Annotated in this window: 20 protein-coding genes and 1 pseudogene; 4 read left to right on the top strand and 17 right to left on the bottom strand. The window is 57.0% G+C overall.

All coding sequences use genetic code 11. The features are described from left to right. Positions 1-38: 38 nt before the first annotated feature. On the bottom strand, positions 39-953 hold the full coding sequence (gene yedA, locus RHN82_RS18590; RefSeq protein ID WP_047053558.1) for a drug/metabolite exporter YedA: 915 nt from the start codon (positions 951-953) through the stop codon (positions 39-41). A 178-nt stretch (positions 954-1131) separates the two neighbouring features. On the opposite strand from yedA, the gene RHN82_RS18595 reads away from it, so the two are divergent. The 3 genes from RHN82_RS18595 (at position 1132) to dgcQ (ending at position 4088) form a co-directional block, all read left to right on the top strand. Then, positions 1132-2043, top strand: a complete 912-nt coding sequence (locus RHN82_RS18595; RefSeq protein ID WP_047053559.1) for a DUF808 domain-containing protein — start codon at positions 1132-1134, stop codon at positions 2041-2043. Positions 2044-2120: 77 nt separating this feature from the next. Continuing rightward, positions 2121-2303, top strand: a complete 183-nt coding sequence (locus RHN82_RS18600; protein WP_003859574.1) for a YodC family protein — start codon at positions 2121-2123, stop codon at positions 2301-2303. 84 nt (positions 2304-2387) lie between these two features. Then, positions 2388-4088: a cellulose biosynthesis regulator diguanylate cyclase DgcQ gene (gene dgcQ / locus RHN82_RS18605; protein ID WP_047053562.1), complete on the top strand. Its 1701-nt coding sequence runs from the start codon at positions 2388-2390 to the stop codon at positions 4086-4088. Here dgcQ and RHN82_RS18610 read toward each other — a convergent pair. Together RHN82_RS18610 and yodD are read right to left on the bottom strand one after the other, a co-directional pair. Beyond that, positions 4073-4873 carry a mannosyl-3-phosphoglycerate phosphatase-related protein gene (locus RHN82_RS18610; protein ID WP_047053563.1) on the bottom strand — a complete coding sequence of 267 codons (801 nt, stop codon included), beginning with the start codon at positions 4871-4873 and terminating at the stop codon, positions 4073-4075. The genes dgcQ and RHN82_RS18610 overlap by 16 nt on opposite strands. 295 nt (positions 4874-5168) lie before the next feature. Continuing rightward, positions 5169-5396, bottom strand: a complete 228-nt coding sequence (yodD, locus tag RHN82_RS18615) for a YodD family peroxide/acid resistance protein (RefSeq protein ID WP_017383339.1) — start codon at positions 5394-5396, stop codon at positions 5169-5171. A gap of 128 nt (positions 5397-5524) precedes the next feature. On the opposite strand from yodD, the gene dsrB reads away from it, so the two are divergent. After that, the gene (gene dsrB / locus RHN82_RS18620) at positions 5525-5713 is read left to right on the top strand and encodes a protein DsrB (protein ID WP_003859583.1); all 189 of its coding nucleotides are present in this window, start codon (positions 5525-5527) and stop codon (positions 5711-5713) included. 99 nt (positions 5714-5812) lie between these two features. Here dsrB and rcsA read toward each other — a convergent pair whose 3' ends face one another. From rcsA to fliF, 14 genes and pseudogenes are all read right to left on the bottom strand, one after another. Next, positions 5813-6436 (bottom strand): transcriptional regulator RcsA, encoded by a 624-nt coding sequence (gene rcsA, locus RHN82_RS18625; RefSeq protein ID WP_003859584.1) that lies wholly within the window; start codon positions 6434-6436, stop codon positions 5813-5815. 290 nt (positions 6437-6726) lie between these two features. Continuing rightward, a pseudogene (gene fliR / locus RHN82_RS18630) lies at positions 6727-7519 on the bottom strand (flagellar biosynthetic protein FliR); the annotation flags it as partial. A 6-nt stretch (positions 7520-7525) separates the two neighbouring features. Beyond that, complete coding sequence (fliQ, locus tag RHN82_RS18635; protein ID WP_003859587.1) at positions 7526-7795, bottom strand: flagellar biosynthesis protein FliQ; 270 nt, start codon at positions 7793-7795, stop codon at positions 7526-7528. 10 nt (positions 7796-7805) lie between these two features. After that, positions 7806-8543: a flagellar type III secretion system pore protein FliP gene (fliP, locus tag RHN82_RS18640; protein ID WP_003859589.1), complete on the bottom strand. Its 738-nt coding sequence runs from the start codon at positions 8541-8543 to the stop codon at positions 7806-7808. Beyond that, positions 8543-8917 (bottom strand): flagellar biosynthetic protein FliO, encoded by a 375-nt coding sequence (gene fliO, locus RHN82_RS18645; protein WP_003859591.1) that lies wholly within the window; start codon positions 8915-8917, stop codon positions 8543-8545. Before fliO ends, fliP begins: the two co-directional genes overlap by 1 nt. 2 nt (positions 8918-8919) lie before the next feature. Then, the gene (gene fliN / locus RHN82_RS18650) at positions 8920-9333 is read right to left on the bottom strand and encodes a flagellar motor switch protein FliN (protein WP_003859592.1); all 414 of its coding nucleotides are present in this window, start codon (positions 9331-9333) and stop codon (positions 8920-8922) included. After that, positions 9330-10334 (bottom strand): flagellar motor switch protein FliM, encoded by a 1005-nt coding sequence (gene fliM, locus RHN82_RS18655; RefSeq protein ID WP_003859594.1) that lies wholly within the window; start codon positions 10332-10334, stop codon positions 9330-9332. Before fliM ends, fliN begins: the two co-directional genes overlap by 4 nt. 4 nt (positions 10335-10338) lie before the next feature. Continuing rightward, positions 10339-10809, bottom strand: coding sequence for a flagellar basal body-associated protein FliL (gene fliL, locus RHN82_RS18660; RefSeq protein ID WP_003859598.1), 471 nt, complete (start codon positions 10807-10809; stop codon positions 10339-10341). A 106-nt stretch (positions 10810-10915) separates the two neighbouring features. Next, positions 10916-12127 carry a flagellar hook length control protein FliK gene (gene fliK, locus RHN82_RS18665; RefSeq protein ID WP_047053567.1) on the bottom strand — a complete coding sequence of 404 codons (1212 nt, stop codon included), beginning with the start codon at positions 12125-12127 and terminating at the stop codon, positions 10916-10918. Then, a complete protein-coding gene (fliJ, locus tag RHN82_RS18670) occupies positions 12124-12567 on the bottom strand; it encodes a flagellar export protein FliJ (RefSeq protein ID WP_006811155.1) in 444 nt (147 codons plus the stop codon). The genes fliK and fliJ overlap by 4 nt, the downstream gene beginning before the upstream one ends. 21 nt (positions 12568-12588) lie before the next feature. Then, positions 12589-13959: a flagellar protein export ATPase FliI gene (gene fliI / locus RHN82_RS18675; RefSeq protein ID WP_017693144.1), complete on the bottom strand. Its 1371-nt coding sequence runs from the start codon at positions 13957-13959 to the stop codon at positions 12589-12591. Continuing rightward, complete coding sequence (fliH, locus tag RHN82_RS18680) at positions 13959-14666, bottom strand: flagellar assembly protein FliH (protein ID WP_047053568.1); 708 nt, start codon at positions 14664-14666, stop codon at positions 13959-13961. The genes fliI and fliH overlap by 1 nt, the downstream gene beginning before the upstream one ends. Next, positions 14659-15657, bottom strand: a complete 999-nt coding sequence (fliG, locus tag RHN82_RS18685; RefSeq protein ID WP_003859608.1) for a flagellar motor switch protein FliG — start codon at positions 15655-15657, stop codon at positions 14659-14661. The genes fliH and fliG overlap by 8 nt, the downstream gene beginning before the upstream one ends. Continuing rightward, a complete protein-coding gene (gene fliF / locus RHN82_RS18690) occupies positions 15650-17332 on the bottom strand; it encodes a flagellar basal-body MS-ring/collar protein FliF (protein WP_017383346.1) in 1683 nt (560 codons plus the stop codon). Before fliF ends, fliG begins: the two co-directional genes overlap by 8 nt. Between the last annotated feature and the right edge of the window lie 106 nt (positions 17333-17438).

The following is a 17438-nucleotide window of genomic DNA, read 5'->3' on the forward strand; positions in this document are numbered from 1 at the left end:
TCAGGCCGCGCAGATCGATACCCAGGGCATTCACCCGATCACGGTTTCTCCACCTCACACGTCGTAATAATCGGTTTCGCGGGCAGCAAATATTTACCCAGTGTGACCAGCACCACGGCAAAGACAATCACACCCAGCGCCAGCCATTCAATCGTCGACAGCACTTCGCCCGCAAAACCGGTACCCAGCAGCACGGCCACCACCGGGTTAACGTAGGCGTAGCTGGTGGCAACCGCCGGTGAGACGTTGCGGATCAGGTACATATAGGCGTTAATGGCGATAATGGAGCCAAACAGCGCCAGATACCCAACGGCCAGGAAACCTGAAAGGTCTGGCATCGCCGTCAGTTTTTCACCCGTCAACGCGGAGGCCATCAGCAGCACAATGCCTGCCGCGAGCATCTCAATGGCACCCGCCATCATCCCGGAGGGCAGCTCGATGCGAGAGCCGTAGACCGAGCCGAAGGCCCAGCTCATGGAGCCGATCATGATCAGAACGGCAGCCCAGGGGTTCCCGCTCAGGTTACCGCCGCTGTTCAGCAGGATGATACCCACAAGCCCAATCGCGATGCCCAGCCATTCGAGCTTACGGGTGCGGATCCCGAAGAGACGACTAAAGCAGAGCGTAAACAGCGGCACGGTCGCGACGACCACGGCGGCGATGCCCGACGGCACGTTCTGGTGTTCGGCGACGGTTACCGCGCCATTGCCCACCGCCAGCAGCAGCAGGCCAATCAGGGCGGCGTTAAGCAGGGGACGCAGCGGCGGTAGCCTGTGGCCGCGCAGCAATAAAAACGCCATCAGCAGCACGCCAGCCGTAAGGAAACGAATACCGGCCATCATCAGCGGGGGCCAGCTTTCCACGCCTATACGAATGACAAAATAGGTGGATCCCCAGATGATATACAGGGAAAAGAGTGCTCCAATGAGCGGTAATAAATGCCGAAAACGCATAGTCCCTCACGACGAAATAAAAAGTTCGCTCATAGTTAACGCCAAAACTATCGGACTGGCGAGTGCTTTAATTGTGTAGTTAATGTGAAATTTTTGTTGACGTGAGGTGCCTGTTTCCGGGCGGTGAGTTTTGTTCCATACTATTCACTTAATTAGCAAAAAAAGAAGGATAGAGATTTTGGCAGGAAGTAGCTTATTAACATTGCTGGATGATATCGCCACCTTGCTGGATGACATTTCGGTTATGGGAAAACTGGCGGCGAAAAAAACCGCCGGGGTACTGGGAGATGATTTGTCGCTTAACGCGCAGCAGGTCAGCGGCGTGCGGGCGAACCGTGAGTTGCCGGTGGTGTGGGGCGTTGCGAAAGGGTCCTTTATTAACAAGGTGATCCTCGTTCCGCTGGCGCTGCTGATTAGCGCCTTTATACCCTGGGCCATTACGCCCCTGCTGATGATTGGCGGGGCGTTCCTGTGCTTCGAGGGTGCCGAAAAAGTGTTGCATATGTTCGCTGCACGCAAAGAGAAAGACACCCCGGAAATGCGCCAGCAGCGTCTGGAAGCGCTGGCCGCACAGGATCCAAAAACGTTTGAACGCGATAAGGTTAAAGGCGCGATCCGCACGGACTTCATCCTCTCGGCCGAGATTGTGGCGATTACGCTGGGGATCGTCTCAGAAGCCCCTCTGATGAACCAGGTGCTGATCCTGTCCGGCATTGCGATCCTCGTGACGATAGGGGTTTATGGCCTGGTCGGGCTGATCGTCAAGCTGGACGATATCGGCTTCTGGCTGGAAAAAAAATCCAGCGCAATTGCGCGCGGCATCGGAAAAAGCCTGCTGGTGCTGGCGCCGTGGCTGATGAAAACCTTGTCGGTGGTGGGAACCCTGGCGATGTTCCTGGTCGGCGGCGGCATTATCGTGCACGGTGTTGCTTCGCTGCATCACATGATTGAACATTTTGCGTCAGGCCAGGGAGCGGTAGTCGCTGCGATCCTGCCCACACTGCTTAACCTCGTACTGGGCTTTATCGTCGGTCTGATTGTGGTAGCCGTTGTTAAGCTGGTTGAAAAAGTACGCGGGAAATCGCATTAATTATTGCTGACCCCGGATGCAAAAAGACCATTCCTCGTCTAAATTGAAAACGTTTCACCCTGATACAGGAGGCAGGTATGGTCTTTTTGATCAGTGATGAAGTTAAGCCTAAAAATGGTGGTCCAGGCATGATCGTCACCGGGTATTCCAGCGGAATGGTGGAGTGTCGGTGGCATGATGGATACGGCATTAAGCGGGAGGCTTTTCGTGAAGACGAGCTTCAGCCTGCGAATAAAAGGCAAAAACGCGACAAGGCTTAATCACACAACGCCCGGCCTTGCCGGGCGTTTTTACTGGCAGAAGACTTATCATATCGGATGGTGAGCGACAATCAGGGAGTGTGTGTGCAGCACGATACCTTTGTTGTAAAACAATCTTTTTTGCAGTGGCTGCATAAGCGTAGCAATCCCCGTTTGATTGTTAACCTCTGTTTTATCGTTGTCCTGATCTTTTCCACTCTCCTGACCTGGCGCGAAGTCGTGGTACTGGAAGATGCTTATATCTCCAGCCAGCGTAACCATCTGGAAACGGTTGCCAGTGCGCTGGACAGACAGCTTCAGTTCAGCGTCGATAAAATGCTGTTTTTTCGCCACAGCATGCGTGATGCGCTGGAAACGCCGCTGGCGTTTGGCGCGCTGCATGATGCGGTAAAGCGTTTTGCGCATTTGCGCACGTCTTCCACCTGGCAAATTGCGGTTGATAAACGGCGCACGTTACCGATCAACGGTGTTTCGGATGCTTTCGTTGACAAGACAACCCTTCTGAACCGTGATGATGAGTACCTTGATAATGAACTGTCCGCCGCGCTTGAAGTGGGGTATTTGCTGCGTCTGGCATCCAGCTCATCCCGCAACGAAGAGCGCGTGATTTATGTCTCTCGCGCCGGATTCTTTCTGGAAACGGATACGCCGGGAAATTCCAGCGATATCGTGCAGCGCTATTACCATCTGGTCACTCAGCCCTGGTTTACCCAACAGTCCGAACGTGAAAACCGTGCGCGTGCCGTGCGCTGGTTTATCTCGCCGCCTTCCTCCTTTGTGGGCAAAAAGCCGCTGATTACCGCCAGCGTGCCGGTTTACTACAATCACGTCTGGTATGGCGTGGTGGCGATGGATTTCACCTTTGCCACCCTGCGTCGCCTGCTGGTGGAAGCCGTCGGCGATAACCCGGAGGGGGAATACCAGCTGTATGACAGTCGGCTTACCCTGCTTGCGACGTCTGAATCACCGGCTGCGGACGTTAATCATTTTGACGCGCGCGAATTAGCCCAGATAGCGCACGCGATAGAATCGGATTCCGAAGGCGGCATTCGCCTGGGGAGTCGTTTTGTCAGCTGGGAGCGTCTCGACCATTTTGATGGCGTCATCCTGCGCGTGCACACCCTGGATGAAGGGGTGCGCGGCGATTTCGGCAGCATCAGCATTGTGCTGGCACTGCTTTGGGCGCTGTTCACCGCGATGCTGCTCATCTCCTGGCTGGTGATCCGGCGCATGGTCAGTAATATGTATTCGATGCAGAACTCGCTGCAATGGCAGGCCTGGCATGATCCTCTGACCCGGCTGAATAATCGTGGGTCGCTGTTCGAGCAGGCGAAAATACTGGCGAAGCAGTGTGAACAGCAGTCGCTGCCTTTCTCGGTCATCCAGATCGATCTTGACTGCTTCAAGAGCATCAATGATCGGTTCGGGCATCAGGCGGGTGATAAGGTGTTGTCCCATGCCGCGGGGCTAATTGCCAGCACCCTCCGAGATAAAGATATTGCCGGACGCGTCGGGGGCGAAGAGTTCTGTGTGGTGCTGCCCGGCATGACGCTTGAAGAGGCGGCGGAAGTCGCAGAGCAGATCCGCGAGCGTATCGATAGCAAAGAGATCCTGATTAAAAAAAGTACCACCCTGCGCGTGAGTGCGTCGTTTGGCGTCTCTGGCGCGCAGGAGAAGGGTAATTACCACTTCGAAAATCTGCAATCCACCGCCGATGCGCGTCTGTATGAGGCGAAACAGCGCGGGCGGAACCGGGTCATCTGGCAGGATCACGTCAAAAAGTAATCAAGCCCCTCGCACCAGCCGGTCGGCCCGGTGTGCTGAGTGTGATAAACCCGGGCGGGATCGTTGTTCTTAAGGCTGATACCCTCCCGGTTGAAGCCTTTCACCACGACGGCAAAGCCTACGCTGTCCAGCAGCGGGGCATCATTGGGGCCGTCGCCCAGGCCCAGCGTCGTCGGTTCGGAACCCTCGTGCAGGCGATACTGGTCCACAAGCCAGTGAACCGCCACGTCTTTGCCGCAGCAGGTGTCCAGGATATGCCAGAAGCGTGCTCCCTGGACGATCTTCAGCCCCTGCCGGGCGAGTTCGGCGGCAAAGCGTGCCATTTGTTCATCACTGTCACGCCAGATCAGCGTCACGGAAGCCTCGTGCTTGCGCGCAAGCACCGAACGGGGACGGCTCAGCCCCGTCCATTCGGCGACCACGCGCTCGTCCACATCATCGAAGGTGGTGAATTTCAGATGCATCGCCTGGCGTACCCGGGCAATACACTGCCGGATCTCGTCATGCTTCTTTTCTGAGATGAACCGTGCGGCGTTTTCCCACCGTACGTCAGGCTGGATCACCGCGCCGTTTTCCGCAATGTAGGGCAGCCCGCCAAGCCCCAGCTCCTGCTGGATGTCATCCATCTCGGACGCGGTTTTGCTGCTGCACAGAATGACCGGTACCTGTTCATCCATTAACTTTTCCAGCCAGGGGGCCGCAGGCTGCCAGTCGAGTGTGTGAAAATCCAACAGCGTGCCGTCGAGGTCGGTAAAGACAAGCAGAGTCTCCTCAAGCGAAGGCATAATGTCTCCCGGATAATAATTTTGCCTAAGAAAAATCTTAAAAAAAATAGGCATTGAAGCGCCGTTGAACTGGAAACGATCCCGACAAACCCACACGCGGCGCATGTTTATACTCATAACCAAAATTCACATGTAGAAAACATAATATTCGCTAAGAGAATATATGCTTGTAAGACAATTCTGTTGGGGATAATGTCTTACCTGCATCAGATTTCCTGGTGTAACGAATTTACAAGTGCTTCTTGCATAAGCAAGTTTGATCCCGGTCATCCCCATGACCGGGATTTTTTTCGTCTTAGCGGTTCGTCTCCGAGACGCTAAAATCATGGATATCCAGCTCGAATGCCTCAGCCAGTTCACGGTAGGTATGGTAATCCCGACCATTGACCACGACACGGTCTGAATTATCCTCCGCGCGATGAACTTCGGACTCACTAATTTCATTGATGGCGGCAAGCAGGGCATCGACATCCACTTCAACCTCACGCTTAATGGTGTCGCTGTACTCTTTGTCAGTCTTCATGGCGGGTTCCTCATTTAACCGTCTCAACAGCTAAGTATAGACCGCACACAAAAACGCCATTCGCGCCAGGCGGCGATGCCAGGCAATGTAATTTGTTCTACACTGGCTCAAAACCACAGGAGGAATGTATGAAGGTCAACGATCGGGTAACCGTCAAAACGGACGGTGGGCCGCGCCGCCCGGGCGTGGTGCTGGCAATAGAAGAGTTTAATGAAGGCACAATGTATCTGGTGTCGCTGGAAGATTACCCGCTCGGCATCTGGTTCTTCAACGAACTGGGCCACCCGGATGGGATCTTTGTGGAAACGGCGGAATAGGGCGGCGTCGGGGGCGTCTTCTCCCCGGCTCCGGCTGCTGAAAAGCAAAATCTCTGGCCAGGCCAGAGATCAAGGTAGGGTACAACATGGCCGTGCAAATTAGCGCATATTAACGAAAATCCCATTCGTCACATTATCTGTCAGGCGTACGACATGGTATATCACTTGCTTATTATGCGTTTTAATTTTCCTTTTAATATTTCCTTTGTGTGATGATACTGTTTTTGCCTTGATATTCATCTGGTCTGAGATCTGAATTGTCCCTTGTCCAGCCATCCACATTCTTAGCATACTTGATTCAGTTCTGCTTAATGATAGGGTGGGTAAGTTAATCGCCCCTACATTCTTAACTTCTTTATTCAAATAATCGCCCAGAATGTCATCAAGTGACTCTGGTTTAATCGATTTCGAACTGATTAATAAGTTTTTACGCACCAACAAATACTCATCGAAATGAATATTGGCGATCGCCATAAAAACAATAAACAGGGTCTTAGGATGCTGATTAATGATCTGCTTAATGTGCTGACTGTTAGCGGGGTCGTGAATGAAACAGTCCTCATTAATAAACACCACGCCGGGCTTGTGGGCGTCACAAGCGGCTGCGAGTTCTTCAACGGTGTGTGCATCGTTGATGTCTCTCTTTCTTACCCCTCTGCTTGCTAAGTACCCGGTTAACCCTAGCCGGGTGTAGCTGCATAAATCCATAATGATCGTTGACATGGCATACCCTCACTCAATGCGTAACGATAATTCACCACCTGCCTGAGAGCTCATAAACAGCCATACGGGATGGAAAAAATCTAATAAAACCTGTGAGCATGACAAAGACTTTCAGGCGAACTCACTATCCCGTAAAGTTACGTATAATTTGCCAGGAATCATCTTAAAGTAAAGTAAATATTAAGTATTGTGAGATGGTTAGAAACATTTAAACCGCGTCAGATATATCCTGGTAGATGTTTTTCGAGATTATTTTTAGGAATATCCTCAGAAAGACATTGCAAACACTGCGGGTTATTATTTGCGTGGAAGTTCGCTGACAATATCCGCTAACAGATTGAATATCTCGCTGAATAAATGCTCGCAGAAGGGGGCGATAAGTGGCATCAATAATGACATTAATAAAAGGCCAACCGTCAACGTCACCGGAAAGCCGATGACGAATACCGACAGCTGCGGAGCCATTCGGTTGAGTAAACCTAATGCGAGGTTAACGGTGAGCAGCAGGGTAATGATCGGCAGCGCCAGCATCAGCCCGTTGAGGAAGATCAGCCCGGCAGCCCGCACCAGTGCCAGAAACGCGTTGCTGTTCACCGGGTTGTCGCCAATCGGCAGCGTGTGGAAGGTGTCCACCAGCATCGAGATGAGCCACAGGTGGCCGTTGAACGAGAGAAACAACAGCATCGCCAGCAGGTCGATAATACGCGCCAGCACGGGCATATTCAGATGGCTGCCCGGGTCAACGAACGTCGCGAAAGACAAGCCCATCTGCAAACCGATCAGTTCACCCGCCGTTCGTACCGCGGCGAAGGCGAGCTGCATCGTAAACCCGACCGCCACGCCAATCATCACCTGTTGCAGGGCAATCCAGATCGCATTCGGGGAAAAGATCGGGATATCCACCGCTGGCAGGGTAGGGGCAACGATAAGGGTGATAACCATGCCCAGCCCAATTTTGACGCGTTTAGGCACCGACTTTTCACTGAGTATGGGGGCGGTAGAGATCAGCGCCATGATGCGCAGCATCGGCCAGAAATAGATCCCGAGCCACTGAACAAACTGATCGCTGGTGAAATGCAGCATCGTCCGTCAGCCGATGATGTAAGGCAGATTGGTGAACAGGTTGCGCATATAGTCCAGCAGCAAATTGAGCATCCATGGCCCGGCAACGATAATCGCCACGAAGACGGCAATGATCTTCGGGATGAACGACAGGGTCATTTCGTTAATCTGCGTGGCGGCCTGGAGAATACTGATAATCAGACCGGTGACCAGCGCAACCAGCAGCAGGGGCGCGGCGACGGCAATCGCGACTTTCATCGCCTCCGTGCCCATCATCATGACCGACTCAGGCGTCATTGCGCGCTCCTCAACTGTAGAAACTCTGCGCCAGCGAGCTGACCAGCAGCTGCCAGCCGTCGACCAGCACGAACAGCATGATCTTAAAGGGCAGGGCAATGGTTGCGGGCGGGACCATCATCATCCCGAGCGCCATCAGGACGCTGGCGATCACCAGGTCAATAATCAGGAACGGAATGAAAATGGTGAAGCCAATCTGGAACGCCGTTTTCAGCTCACTGGTCACATACGCCGGGAGCAGAATGCGCATCGGCACCGCTTCCGGTCCCTGTAACTCACCGGTGTTAGCGAGACGGGCAAACAGGGCCAGATCCGCTTCGCGCGTCTGGCGAAGCATAAATTCACGTAATGGCTGGGCGCCCTTTTCCAGGGCAACCTGCATGGAAATTTTATCTTCGCTGAACGGCTGGTAGGCCTCGGTGTAAATCTTGTCGATCACCGGCGACATAATGAAAAAGGTCAGGAACAGGGCTAAACCCAGCAGCACCTGATTGGGCGGCGCGGACGGCGTGCCGAGCGCGTTGCGCAGCAGGCCAAACACAATGATGATGCGGGTGAAGCTGGTCATCATCAGCAGGATCGCCGGGATAAAGGTCAGCGAGGTGATGAACACCAGCGTCTGCACGGACAGGGACCAGCTTTGCCCCCCGTTCGCCAGCGGCGTGGAAACCAGCCCCGGCAGTTGCGCATACACAGAGGGCGCGAACAGGCCCAGGCCTGCCAGCGTAAGGAATAACAAACGGCGCATCAGGATCTCCCGGGACGCTTGAGCAAACTCTTCATAACGGACTGGAAATCCGCAGGGGCCTGGGCGTTAGCCTCCACCGTGGCAGGCGCAGGGGGAAGCGTGTGAAGAACGTTAATGCTGGAGGCGGTCACGCCCAGCACCAGTCGCGCATCTTCCACCTCCACAATGACCACGCGTTCGCGCGGCCCGAGCGGGGTGCTGGCGCTGACCTTCAACCCGCGGGTACCGGCCGTTTTCCCCGCCAGACCGAAACGCTTTGCCAGCCAGGCGGCGATAAGGATAAAGGCAATAATACCGAACAGCGCGCCGCTCACCTGGAGCAGCGGTGAGCCGGGTACGGCGGAGGGCGCGGACAGTGTTGCCTGGGTTTTCATACTTAACGGCTCAGACGACGCATGCGTTCGGAAGGGGTAATGATGTCGGTGATACGTACGCCGTATTTATCGGCCACTACCACTACTTCGCCCTGTGCAATCAGGTAGCCGTTGATCAGAATATCCAGCGGCTCACCCGCTAAACCGTCAAGCGCCACCACGGAACCCTGCGTCAGGCGCAGCAGCTCTTTAATGGTCATGCGGGTGCGACCCAGCTCAACGGTCAGCTTGACCGGAATGTCCATAATCAGGTCGATGTCCTGCAACGTGCCGCTGACGTCGCCGCCGCCTAACTGCTGAAAGACCGCGTCTGCCGCGCTTTTCGTCGGCGTCGTTTTCTGCTCGTTTAACGCGTCAGCCCACAGATCGTCCAGTGCTCCGCTGTTTTCATCGGACGGATTGTTCATGTCACTCATTTGGGCTGTTCCTCATTCAGCGAATTCAAAATCGGGTTGATCAAGTGCTCAACGCGTAACGCATACTGGCCGTTAATCGTGCCGTACTGGCTTGTCAGCACGGGTACGCCATCCACATGGGCAATAATGCGGTCGGGTTTATCTATCGGCAAAACGTCGCCGGGTTGTAATTTCAGGATCTGCGATAACCGCATGGAGATGTCGGCGAAGTTGGCCACCAGCTCCAGCTGCGAATGCTGCACCTGACGCACCAGGTTTTCACGCCAGTTCTGATCTTCGTGACGTGAGTTCTCCAGCGGCGGGTTCACCAGCAGTTCGCGCAGCGGTTCAATCATGCTGAACGGCAGGCAGATGTTGAACTCGCCCGTCAGGTTGCCGATCTCGACGTGGAACGGGGTGTTCACGACGATGTCATTCGGGGAGGTGGTGATGTTGGTAAACTTCACCTGCATCTCGGAACGTACGTACTCCACTTCCAGCGGGTTAATCGCTTTCCACGCGTCGCTGTAGGACTCCAGCGCCAGCTTCAGCATGCGGTTAATCACGCGCTGTTCGGTATGGGTAAACTCGCGGCCTTCCACTTTGGTCGGGAAACGGCCATCGCCACCGAACAGGTTATCCACCGCGATGAACACCAGGCTTGGCGAGAACACAACCAGGCCGGTACCGCGCAGCGGTTTCAGATGGATCAGGTTAAGGTTGGTTGGCACCGGCAGGTTGCGGGCAAACTCATGATACGGCTGAATGCGGATGGCACCGACGGTGATATCCGGGCTACGACGCAGCAGGTTAAACAGCCCCATACGGAACTGACGTGCGAAACGTTCGTTGATGATCTCCAGCGCCTGTAAACGCTCGCGCACCACGCGACGCTGGGTATTGGGATCGTAGGGACGAATATTATCGTCGCCGGTCAGACCCGGTTTCGGTTCGTCACTCTTATCGCTGTCGCCGTTGAGCAGCGCATCGATTTCTGCCTGAGAAAGAATACTGTCGCCCATGTCGTTACCGCAGAATGAAGGCTGTATACAGAACGTCAGTGACTTCCTGCTTAGGTTGGCCGTTTACCAGCGGGGTCGCCAGCGTCTGTTTTATGGCATCGACCAGCTTTTGCTTGCCCACATCGGTGGCGAGCGCGGAGGCATCCTGACGAGAAAACAGCAGCAGCAGACGGCTACGCACTTCTGGCAGGTAGTCGTTCAGACGTGCACGGGTCGCTTCATCTTTCAGACGCAGCGTAATGCCCACGTAAAGCACGCGATCCGCATCGCCCAGATTGACGGTGAACGTATCCAGCGGGTAGAAGACCGGCGCCGGTGGAGGCGGCGCTTCAGCTTTGGCGGCCGCGCTGGAGGGTTCCTGCTGCATACGCCAGTAACTGTAGCCTGCGGTGGCGCAGGCCGCGAGGGTAATCAACACCAGCAGCGGGATCCAGATGGAACGCTTGCTTTTTTTGGTGATAGCGGAGTCTGTCATCTGATACGAGCTTCCTGTTTCGGTACAGCTTAATACGGTGATTATCCCGTGTCCGGCTTAGGTCAAAGCGTGGAAAAGACGGGGATAATCACGTTACCTCTGGCGTTTAGGCAAAGATGTCTACGGCACGGCTGCCGCGCGCGGCGGATTGCAGGGCGGCAGGGGCAGGCAATAACTCTTCACTCTCATCGTTAAACCCGCCATGCTGGCCGGAACGCGAAGCGTGCTGTTGCTGCCCGGATGAGGACTGCTGTTGCCCGGCAAAGCCCTCGCTGCTGACGCTGCTTTGGGAAAGCTGAATGCCGTTTTCCGCAAGCTGCGTGCGCAGGATCGGCAGGGCCGCTTCCAGCGCCGCGCGAACGTGGCTGTGGGGCGAAACCATCTGCAACTGCGCCTGGTTGTCATCCAGCTTAAGCGAAATTTGCACCTGACCCAGATCCTCCGGGTGCAGACGCAGCTCTGCGGTCTGCTGTCCCTGCTTTGTGAACAGGGTGATGTGCTGGCTCAGATTCTGCTGCCATTCGTGCGTGCCCAGCGGCTGGCTTAATACCGGCGCTGTCGCAACGGTAGCGGCAGGCTGGGAAGGCGCCAGGTGACTGACGATCGGGGCCAGCGTCGCGGTTGGGCTGGCGGCAGACGACGCCGCGCTCGCTACGTCCTGCTTCTCCGCGACGGCGGCGACGGCTGGGGTAACGGCTGCCGTGGCGGGCAGCGATGTGTCGCTGTCCTGAACCGGCATTTTTTCCTGACCCGTTAACGCATGGCTAAGCGGCTGATGCTGGCCGTTGTCCGTCTGGGCTAGCGCAGAGGGGAGGGCGGCTCGGGGGGCGATCTCCCCGGTGCTCGCAGGCTGTGTCGCTACCGTGGTGGTCTGCTGGTGCGGTAACATCGCCATCAGCGCGCTTAACCCGGCCAGCTCCTCTTCTTCAGTCGTGGTCTCGCTGTTTGTTTTCGCCTCCGGCTGGGTCAGCGTCTTCAGCGCATCGGTATTCGCGGCGGGTTTCAGGCCGGAGACGAGGCTTTGCAGGGAGACGGCGGTATCTTCACCGGTCAGGGTCTCCTGACGGGAGAGCAGTTCGGCAATTTTGGCCTGGAGCGTGGTATCACCGTTTTTTTCCTTTGCCGCTGTCGACAGCTTGCTGCCCGCCGCTTTCAGATCGGCCAGCGTCAGCGGGGCATCTTTGCCTTTGCCGGTGGTCTCGGTCAGCGCGCCCGCCAGCAGAGAGAGAAAATCTTGCGCGCCCTCAGCGCCTTTCCCGGTCAGCGTGCCGCCGGATGGGTCGCTGTCGGTCATCAGCAGTTGTTGCAGTGTGATCATTCTGGTTTCCTCATTGATGCGCGCTGGGCAAACTCATCCATTTTTTTCTGATCCAGACGGTTTTCCGCCAGGGTCGAGGCTGCAATCTGCCGGTCCTGTAAGGTTTGCCAGGCCTGCAACCGCTGTTTTTTCTCGCGCCAGAAATTCAGCGCGGTATCGACCTTTTGCGTCCACTGGTTGAGCTGCTGGCGATGCTGTTCAATCGCCTTTTCCAGCGTCTGGATAAACTGCTGATAGTTAATCCAGCGCTGGCTACCAATGCCCTGCGTCATGTCGGTGTTAAGGTTGGTGCGATATTCATGCTGATAGTCGATTAACATCTTCAACTGTTCTTCAGCCTGCTGGCACCCGCGTCGCATTGCGCCAAGCTGCAATGCGGCATCATCAACTTCTTTTTCAGCCAGATCTTTCAGCGTTGATAACGCGCTGTTTTGCGCCATGACCTTCGCCCTCCACCTGTGTTACACCTGCGGGAAAATCAGCTCCAGTGCCTGGAGGGAATCTTCCCAGTCGGCGCGTTCAAAAATACCTTGTTGCAGAAATGCCTCCAGCTGCGGCCACAGGGCAATCGCTTTATCGAGCATCGGGTCGCTGCCTTTGGCGTACGCCCCGACGCTGACCAGATCGCGGTTGCGCTGGAAGCTGGAGAGCAGTTGTTTGAAGTTACGCACGCGGGCGTAGTGTTGCTCGGTGATCAGGGCCGTCATCGCACGGCTGATCGACGCTTCAATATCAATTGCCGGGTAGTGCCCGGCTTCGGCCAGACGGCGCGACAGCACGATATGGCCGTCGAGGATCGCGCGCGCGGAGTCGGCAATCGGGTCCTGCTGGTCATCGCCTTCGGTCAGTACCGTATAGAACGCGGTGATGGAGCCGCCGCCGCTGATGCCGTTCCCCGCGCGCTCAACCAACGCCGGGAGCTTGGCGAAGACCGACGGCGGGTAACCTTTGGTCGCGGGCGGCTCGCCGATGGCCAGCGCAATCTCACGCTGCGCCATCGCGTAGCGGGTCAGGGAGTCCATAATCAGCAGCACGTGCTGGCCCCGGTCGCGGAAATCTTCCGCAATACGCGTGGCGTAGGCGGCACCCTGCATACGCAGCAGCGGCGACACGTCCGCAGGCGCGGCGATCACCACCGAGCGGGCGCGGCCCTCCGCACCCAGAATGTTTTCGATGAAATCTTTGACTTCGCGACCACGCTCACCAATCAGGCCAACCACGATAACGTCCGCCTGGGTATAACGCGCCATCATGCCGAGCAGAACCGATTTACCCACGCCGGAGCCGGCAAACAGCCCCATACGCTGGCCGCGTCCCACGGTGAGCAGGGCGTTAATCGGCCGCACGCCGGTATCCAGTACGTGCTCGATTGGGGTGCGTTGCAGCGGGTTGAAGGGTTGGGTGATCAGCGCGCCGGTTTCGGTGGTATCAGGGGAGGGCAGGCCATCAAGCGGTTTGCCGCTTCCGTCCAGCACGCGGCCCAGCAGCGCCGGACCGAGCGGGAGCTGTTTGCCGCTTTGCAGGCCGTCACCGCTGATGTTTTTCGCGTAGACGCGGGCGCCGGGCAAAATCCCTTCCACTTCTTCAAGGGGCATCAGAAACAGGCGCTGACCGTTGAACCCGACCACTTCGCTTTCCACTTCACGCGTCTCCCCCCCGTCCTGACGCTCAATCACGCAGGTGGCGCCGAGCGGAAGTTGCAGCCCCGTGGCTTCCAGGACCAGACCGGTGGCGCGCGTCAGGCGTCCATAACGACGAACGGATGGCAGCTGCGCCATCTTCGTTTCAAAATTATCAAGCGTGTTAAGCCAGCGCGTAAGGCGAGCGGTCATCAGACGACTCCCGGTGCTGCCAGGCGGCACAGTTCCTGCCAGCGGGTCGCAACGCTGGCATCCAGATCGCCCTCATCCGCCGAGACCTTACAGCCTCCGTGATGGAGCGACGGATCGCCGCGCAGCCGCCAGCCGTGCAGGCTTAGCGTCGCGCCGAGGCTCTCTTCCACGCGCTGCAAATCATCAGGATGAACGCGCAGCTGCGGTTTGCCGCTGAACAGCGGTTCCTGCTGGAGCAGGGCCTGGATCTGCTTAATCAGCGCGGCGTTATCCACCACCGGCGTCTGGCCGATCACCTGACGGGCCGCCTCCAGCGCCATCTGCATCAGGCGCGAGGCGATCACGCTGTCGAGCGCATCCAGCGTATGCTGAAACTCGCTCACCAGCTGCTGCATGCGGGCATGCAGCGGCGCCTGCTGCTGGCGCGCCTGCTCAATGCCCTGCTCTAAACCTTTCGCCAGCCCTTCCTGATAACCCTGTGCGTGCCCGGTCTGGCGGCCTTCGTTCATCCCGGCGTTGAAGCCCTGCTCGTGCGCCTGCATTTGCATCTGGGCCAGCATCTGGGCGCGCTGTTCCTCTTCACTCAGCTCGGGTTCGCCCGCCCCGGCGTCGCCCTCGTCGGACGACACAACGGCAGGGGTGAACTCTGCGGTGGGAGGGGAGAGGTCGTCAGGCGTCCAGCGCTTCCACGACAGTTCATCAGACATAGGTGTCGTCTCCGCTGCCAATCACCATCTCGCCGGTTTCTGCCAGACGACGAACAATAAGCAGGATCGCTTTCTGTTCGTTTTCCACCTGAGACAGACGCACCGGGCCACGGTTGGCCAGGTCGTCGCGCAGGATATCGGCCGCACGCTGGGACATGTTGCGCAGGAACTTCTCGCGCAGCGGCTGCTCGGCGCCTTTGAGGGCGATAAGCAGCGATTCGGAGTCCACCTCCTGGAGCAGGCGCTGGATGCTGCGATCGTCCACTTCGACCAGGTTTTCGAACAGGAACATCTCGTCGATAATTTTCTGCGCCAGTTCGCCGTCGAACTCGCGTACCGCCGTAATAACCGCCTCTTCCTGCTGCGTTTTCATCAGGTTGATGATTTCCGCTGCCGTTCTCACGCCGCCCATTTTGCTGCGCTTGAGGTTCTGGCCGTCGAGCAGGTTGTTCAGCACTTCGGTCAGCTCCGCCAGCGCGGCTGGCTGGACGCCGCCGAAGGTGGCGATACGCAGCATTACGTCGTGGCGCAGGCGCTCGTCGAACAGCGCCAGAATATCGGCTGCCTGACCCCGTTTGAGGTGGACCAGAATGGTGGCGATAATCTGCGGGTGCTCGTCGCGAATAAGATCGGCGGCGCTTTGCGGCTCCATAAAGTTGAGCGTTTCGATCCCGCTGGCGGTGTCGCGCGTTTCGAGAATATCTTCCAGCAGGCTGGCGGCGCGCTCTTCGCCGAGCGCCTTAACCAGCACGGAGCGCAGGTATTCGTTGGCGTTGACGTTGAGCGCCGCAAACTGCTCGGCTTCCTGCTCAAACTCCGCCAGCACTTCGGTCAGCTGCTTGTTGGAGATCTGGCGCACGTTGGCCATCGCCGCGCTGAGGATCTGCACTTCTCGCTGGGAGAGGTGTTTAAACACCTCCGCCGCGCGATCTTCGCCAATGGTCATCAGCAGGATGACGCTCTTATCGGTGCCTGTAAGCGTATTACTCATGTTCGTTACCCATCCAACCGCGGATGACCAGCGCGACGACGCGCGGATCGTTATCTGACATTTCGCGAATGCGCTGGCTCATCACCTCTGCGCCCATGCGCTGGTTAGCACGACGCTGCTGCATCTGTTCATCTTTGCTGAGACGAACTTCAACCGCTTCTTCCTCGTCCGGACGCGCGTTCTTCTGTTCCAGCGCGGCTTTCTCGGCTTCAGCACGGCGCTGTAGCTGAGGACGAACGCCCTTACGCCACAGCAGCCACGCGACAATCAGCACCAGCAGCCAGCGGCCTGCGGACATCAGCTGATCGAAGAACGCCTGCTGTTGCCAGAACGGCAGTTCGCCACCGGTCTCATCCACCGGGTTGAACGGTGAGTTCACAACGTTGAGGGTATCGCCACGTTTTTCAGAGAAGCCCATCGCTTCGCGGGTCAAATCTTCGATCTGCTTCATCTGCTCCGCCGTGAGCGGCAGCGGTTTACCGTCCGGCAGCGTTTTGTAGTTCACCACCACGGCAACAGAGAGACGCTGAATATCGCCCGTGTTCAGTTTGGTATGGCGGATAGTCCGGTCGACTTCGTAGTTGGTCGTTTCGTTACGGCTGCTGTTACGCGGGCCGGTACTGTTCGCGGTCGAGGTCGTCTGCTGATTCGTTTGCTGACCGTTCTGCGGGTTTGCCGGCGGGGTGGAGATTGGCGCGGCGTTGGCAGGCGCAGGCTGGTTAGAGAGTGCGCCCGGCACACCGCCAGGATACTGGCCGCCGACCTGTTCCGTCTCATTGATCTGACGCGAGCGTAACACGGCGCGGGAGGCATCCCCGTTCGGGGCGTACTGCTCTTCGGTCTGTTCTTTATTCGAGAAATCAATCTGCGCGGTGACCTGCGCGTGCACGTTACTGCTGCCGACCACCGGGCCCAGAATCGCTTCAATGCGACGCTGGAGACGGCCTTCCACGTCGGCGGCGTATTTCAGCTGAGCGTCGTTGAGATCGCGCCCGGCGGTGTTGGACTGCGTCAGCAGATGACCACTCTGATCGACAAGCGTGACGTTACCCGGCGGCAGACCGGCCACCGCACTGGAGACCAGGTGCGTGACGGCGCTGATCTGCCCTTCATCCAGCGCACGGCCAGGTTCGAGGTTAACGGTCACAGAGGCAGAAGGGGACTTTTGTTCGCGGACAAACAGGGACGGCTTAGGCATCGCCAGGTGCACACGGGCACTTTTCACCGGGCCTAAGGTTTCAATCGTACGGGCCAGTTCACCTTCCAGCGCACGCTGGTAGTTAACCTGCTCGCTGAACTGACTGATGCCGAATTTTTCCTGATCCAGCAGCTCAAACCCAACCGCGCCGCCTTTTGGCAGCCCCTGCTGGGCGAGACGCAGGCGAAGCTCGTGCACTTTATCTGCCGGTACTTCAAGCGCACCGCCGTTATCGGCAAAGCGATACGGGATGTTCATCTGGGTTAACTGGGTGACGATGGCACCGCCATCCTGATCGGAAAGGTTGCTGTAGAGCGTGCGGTAATCCGGGCTTTTTGCCCATAAGACCATCGCGACAACGATCGCAATGGCGGCAGCGCCTGCCACAATCAACGGGATCTTAGGGTTGGCGCGAAGGCGGTTCATCCACTCGAGTGATTTATTCTGTGGCGCTGTCGATGCTGCTGTCGCACTCATTGCGCACCTCTTAAATCCTGGTGGTTTACGTTATTCGTGTAGAGAAACAAAACTGACTCCCGGGTCGGCAAACACGACAAAAGTTCCATACTGATGGCCCTGCCAT

Origin of the sequence: Enterobacter cloacae complex sp. EB5, assembly GCF_031432835.1 — a bacterium.
Classification (GTDB): Bacteria; Pseudomonadota; Gammaproteobacteria; order Enterobacterales; family Enterobacteriaceae; genus Enterobacter; species Enterobacter hormaechei_C.

Excerpts from the sequence above, each read along its gene's own strand:
- fliM (WP_003859594.1), bottom strand. The coding sequence starts at position 10,334 with ATGGGCGACAGTATTCTTTCTCAGGCAGAAATCGATGCGCTGCTCAAC.
- fliP (WP_003859589.1), bottom strand. The coding sequence starts at position 8,543 with ATGCGCCGTTTGTTATTCCTTACGCTGGCAGGCCTGGGCCTGTTCGCG.
- fliG (WP_003859608.1), bottom strand. The coding sequence starts at position 15,657 with ATGAGTAATACGCTTACAGGCACCGATAAGAGCGTCATCCTGCTGATG.
- fliK (WP_047053567.1), bottom strand. The coding sequence starts at position 12,127 with ATGATCACACTGCAACAACTGCTGATGACCGACAGCGACCCATCCGGC.
- fliN (WP_003859592.1), bottom strand. The coding sequence starts at position 9,333 with ATGAGTGACATGAACAATCCGTCCGATGAAAACAGCGGAGCACTGGAC.
- dsrB (WP_003859583.1), top strand. The coding sequence starts at position 5,525 with ATGAAGGTCAACGATCGGGTAACCGTCAAAACGGACGGTGGGCCGCGC.
- fliI (WP_017693144.1), bottom strand. The coding sequence starts at position 13,959 with ATGACCGCTCGCCTTACGCGCTGGCTTAACACGCTTGATAATTTTGAA.
- fliL (WP_003859598.1), bottom strand. The coding sequence starts at position 10,809 with ATGACAGACTCCGCTATCACCAAAAAAAGCAAGCGTTCCATCTGGATC.
- rcsA (WP_003859584.1), bottom strand. The coding sequence starts at position 6,436 with ATGTCAACGATCATTATGGATTTATGCAGCTACACCCGGCTAGGGTTA.
- fliH (WP_047053568.1), bottom strand. The coding sequence starts at position 14,666 with ATGTCTGATGAACTGTCGTGGAAGCGCTGGACGCCTGACGACCTCTCC.
- yodD (WP_017383339.1), bottom strand. The coding sequence starts at position 5,396 with ATGAAGACTGACAAAGAGTACAGCGACACCATTAAGCGTGAGGTTGAA.
- RHN82_RS18610 (WP_047053563.1), bottom strand. The coding sequence starts at position 4,873 with ATGCCTTCGCTTGAGGAGACTCTGCTTGTCTTTACCGACCTCGACGGC.
- RHN82_RS18600 (WP_003859574.1), top strand. The coding sequence starts at position 2,121 with ATGGTCTTTTTGATCAGTGATGAAGTTAAGCCTAAAAATGGTGGTCCA.
- fliO (WP_003859591.1), bottom strand. The coding sequence starts at position 8,917 with ATGAAAACCCAGGCAACACTGTCCGCGCCCTCCGCCGTACCCGGCTCA.
- yedA (WP_047053558.1), bottom strand. The coding sequence starts at position 953 with ATGCGTTTTCGGCATTTATTACCGCTCATTGGAGCACTCTTTTCCCTG.
- fliQ (WP_003859587.1), bottom strand. The coding sequence starts at position 7,795 with ATGACGCCTGAGTCGGTCATGATGATGGGCACGGAGGCGATGAAAGTC.
- fliJ (WP_006811155.1), bottom strand. The coding sequence starts at position 12,567 with ATGGCGCAAAACAGCGCGTTATCAACGCTGAAAGATCTGGCTGAAAAA.
- fliF (WP_017383346.1), bottom strand. The coding sequence starts at position 17,332 with ATGAGTGCGACAGCAGCATCGACAGCGCCACAGAATAAATCACTCGAG.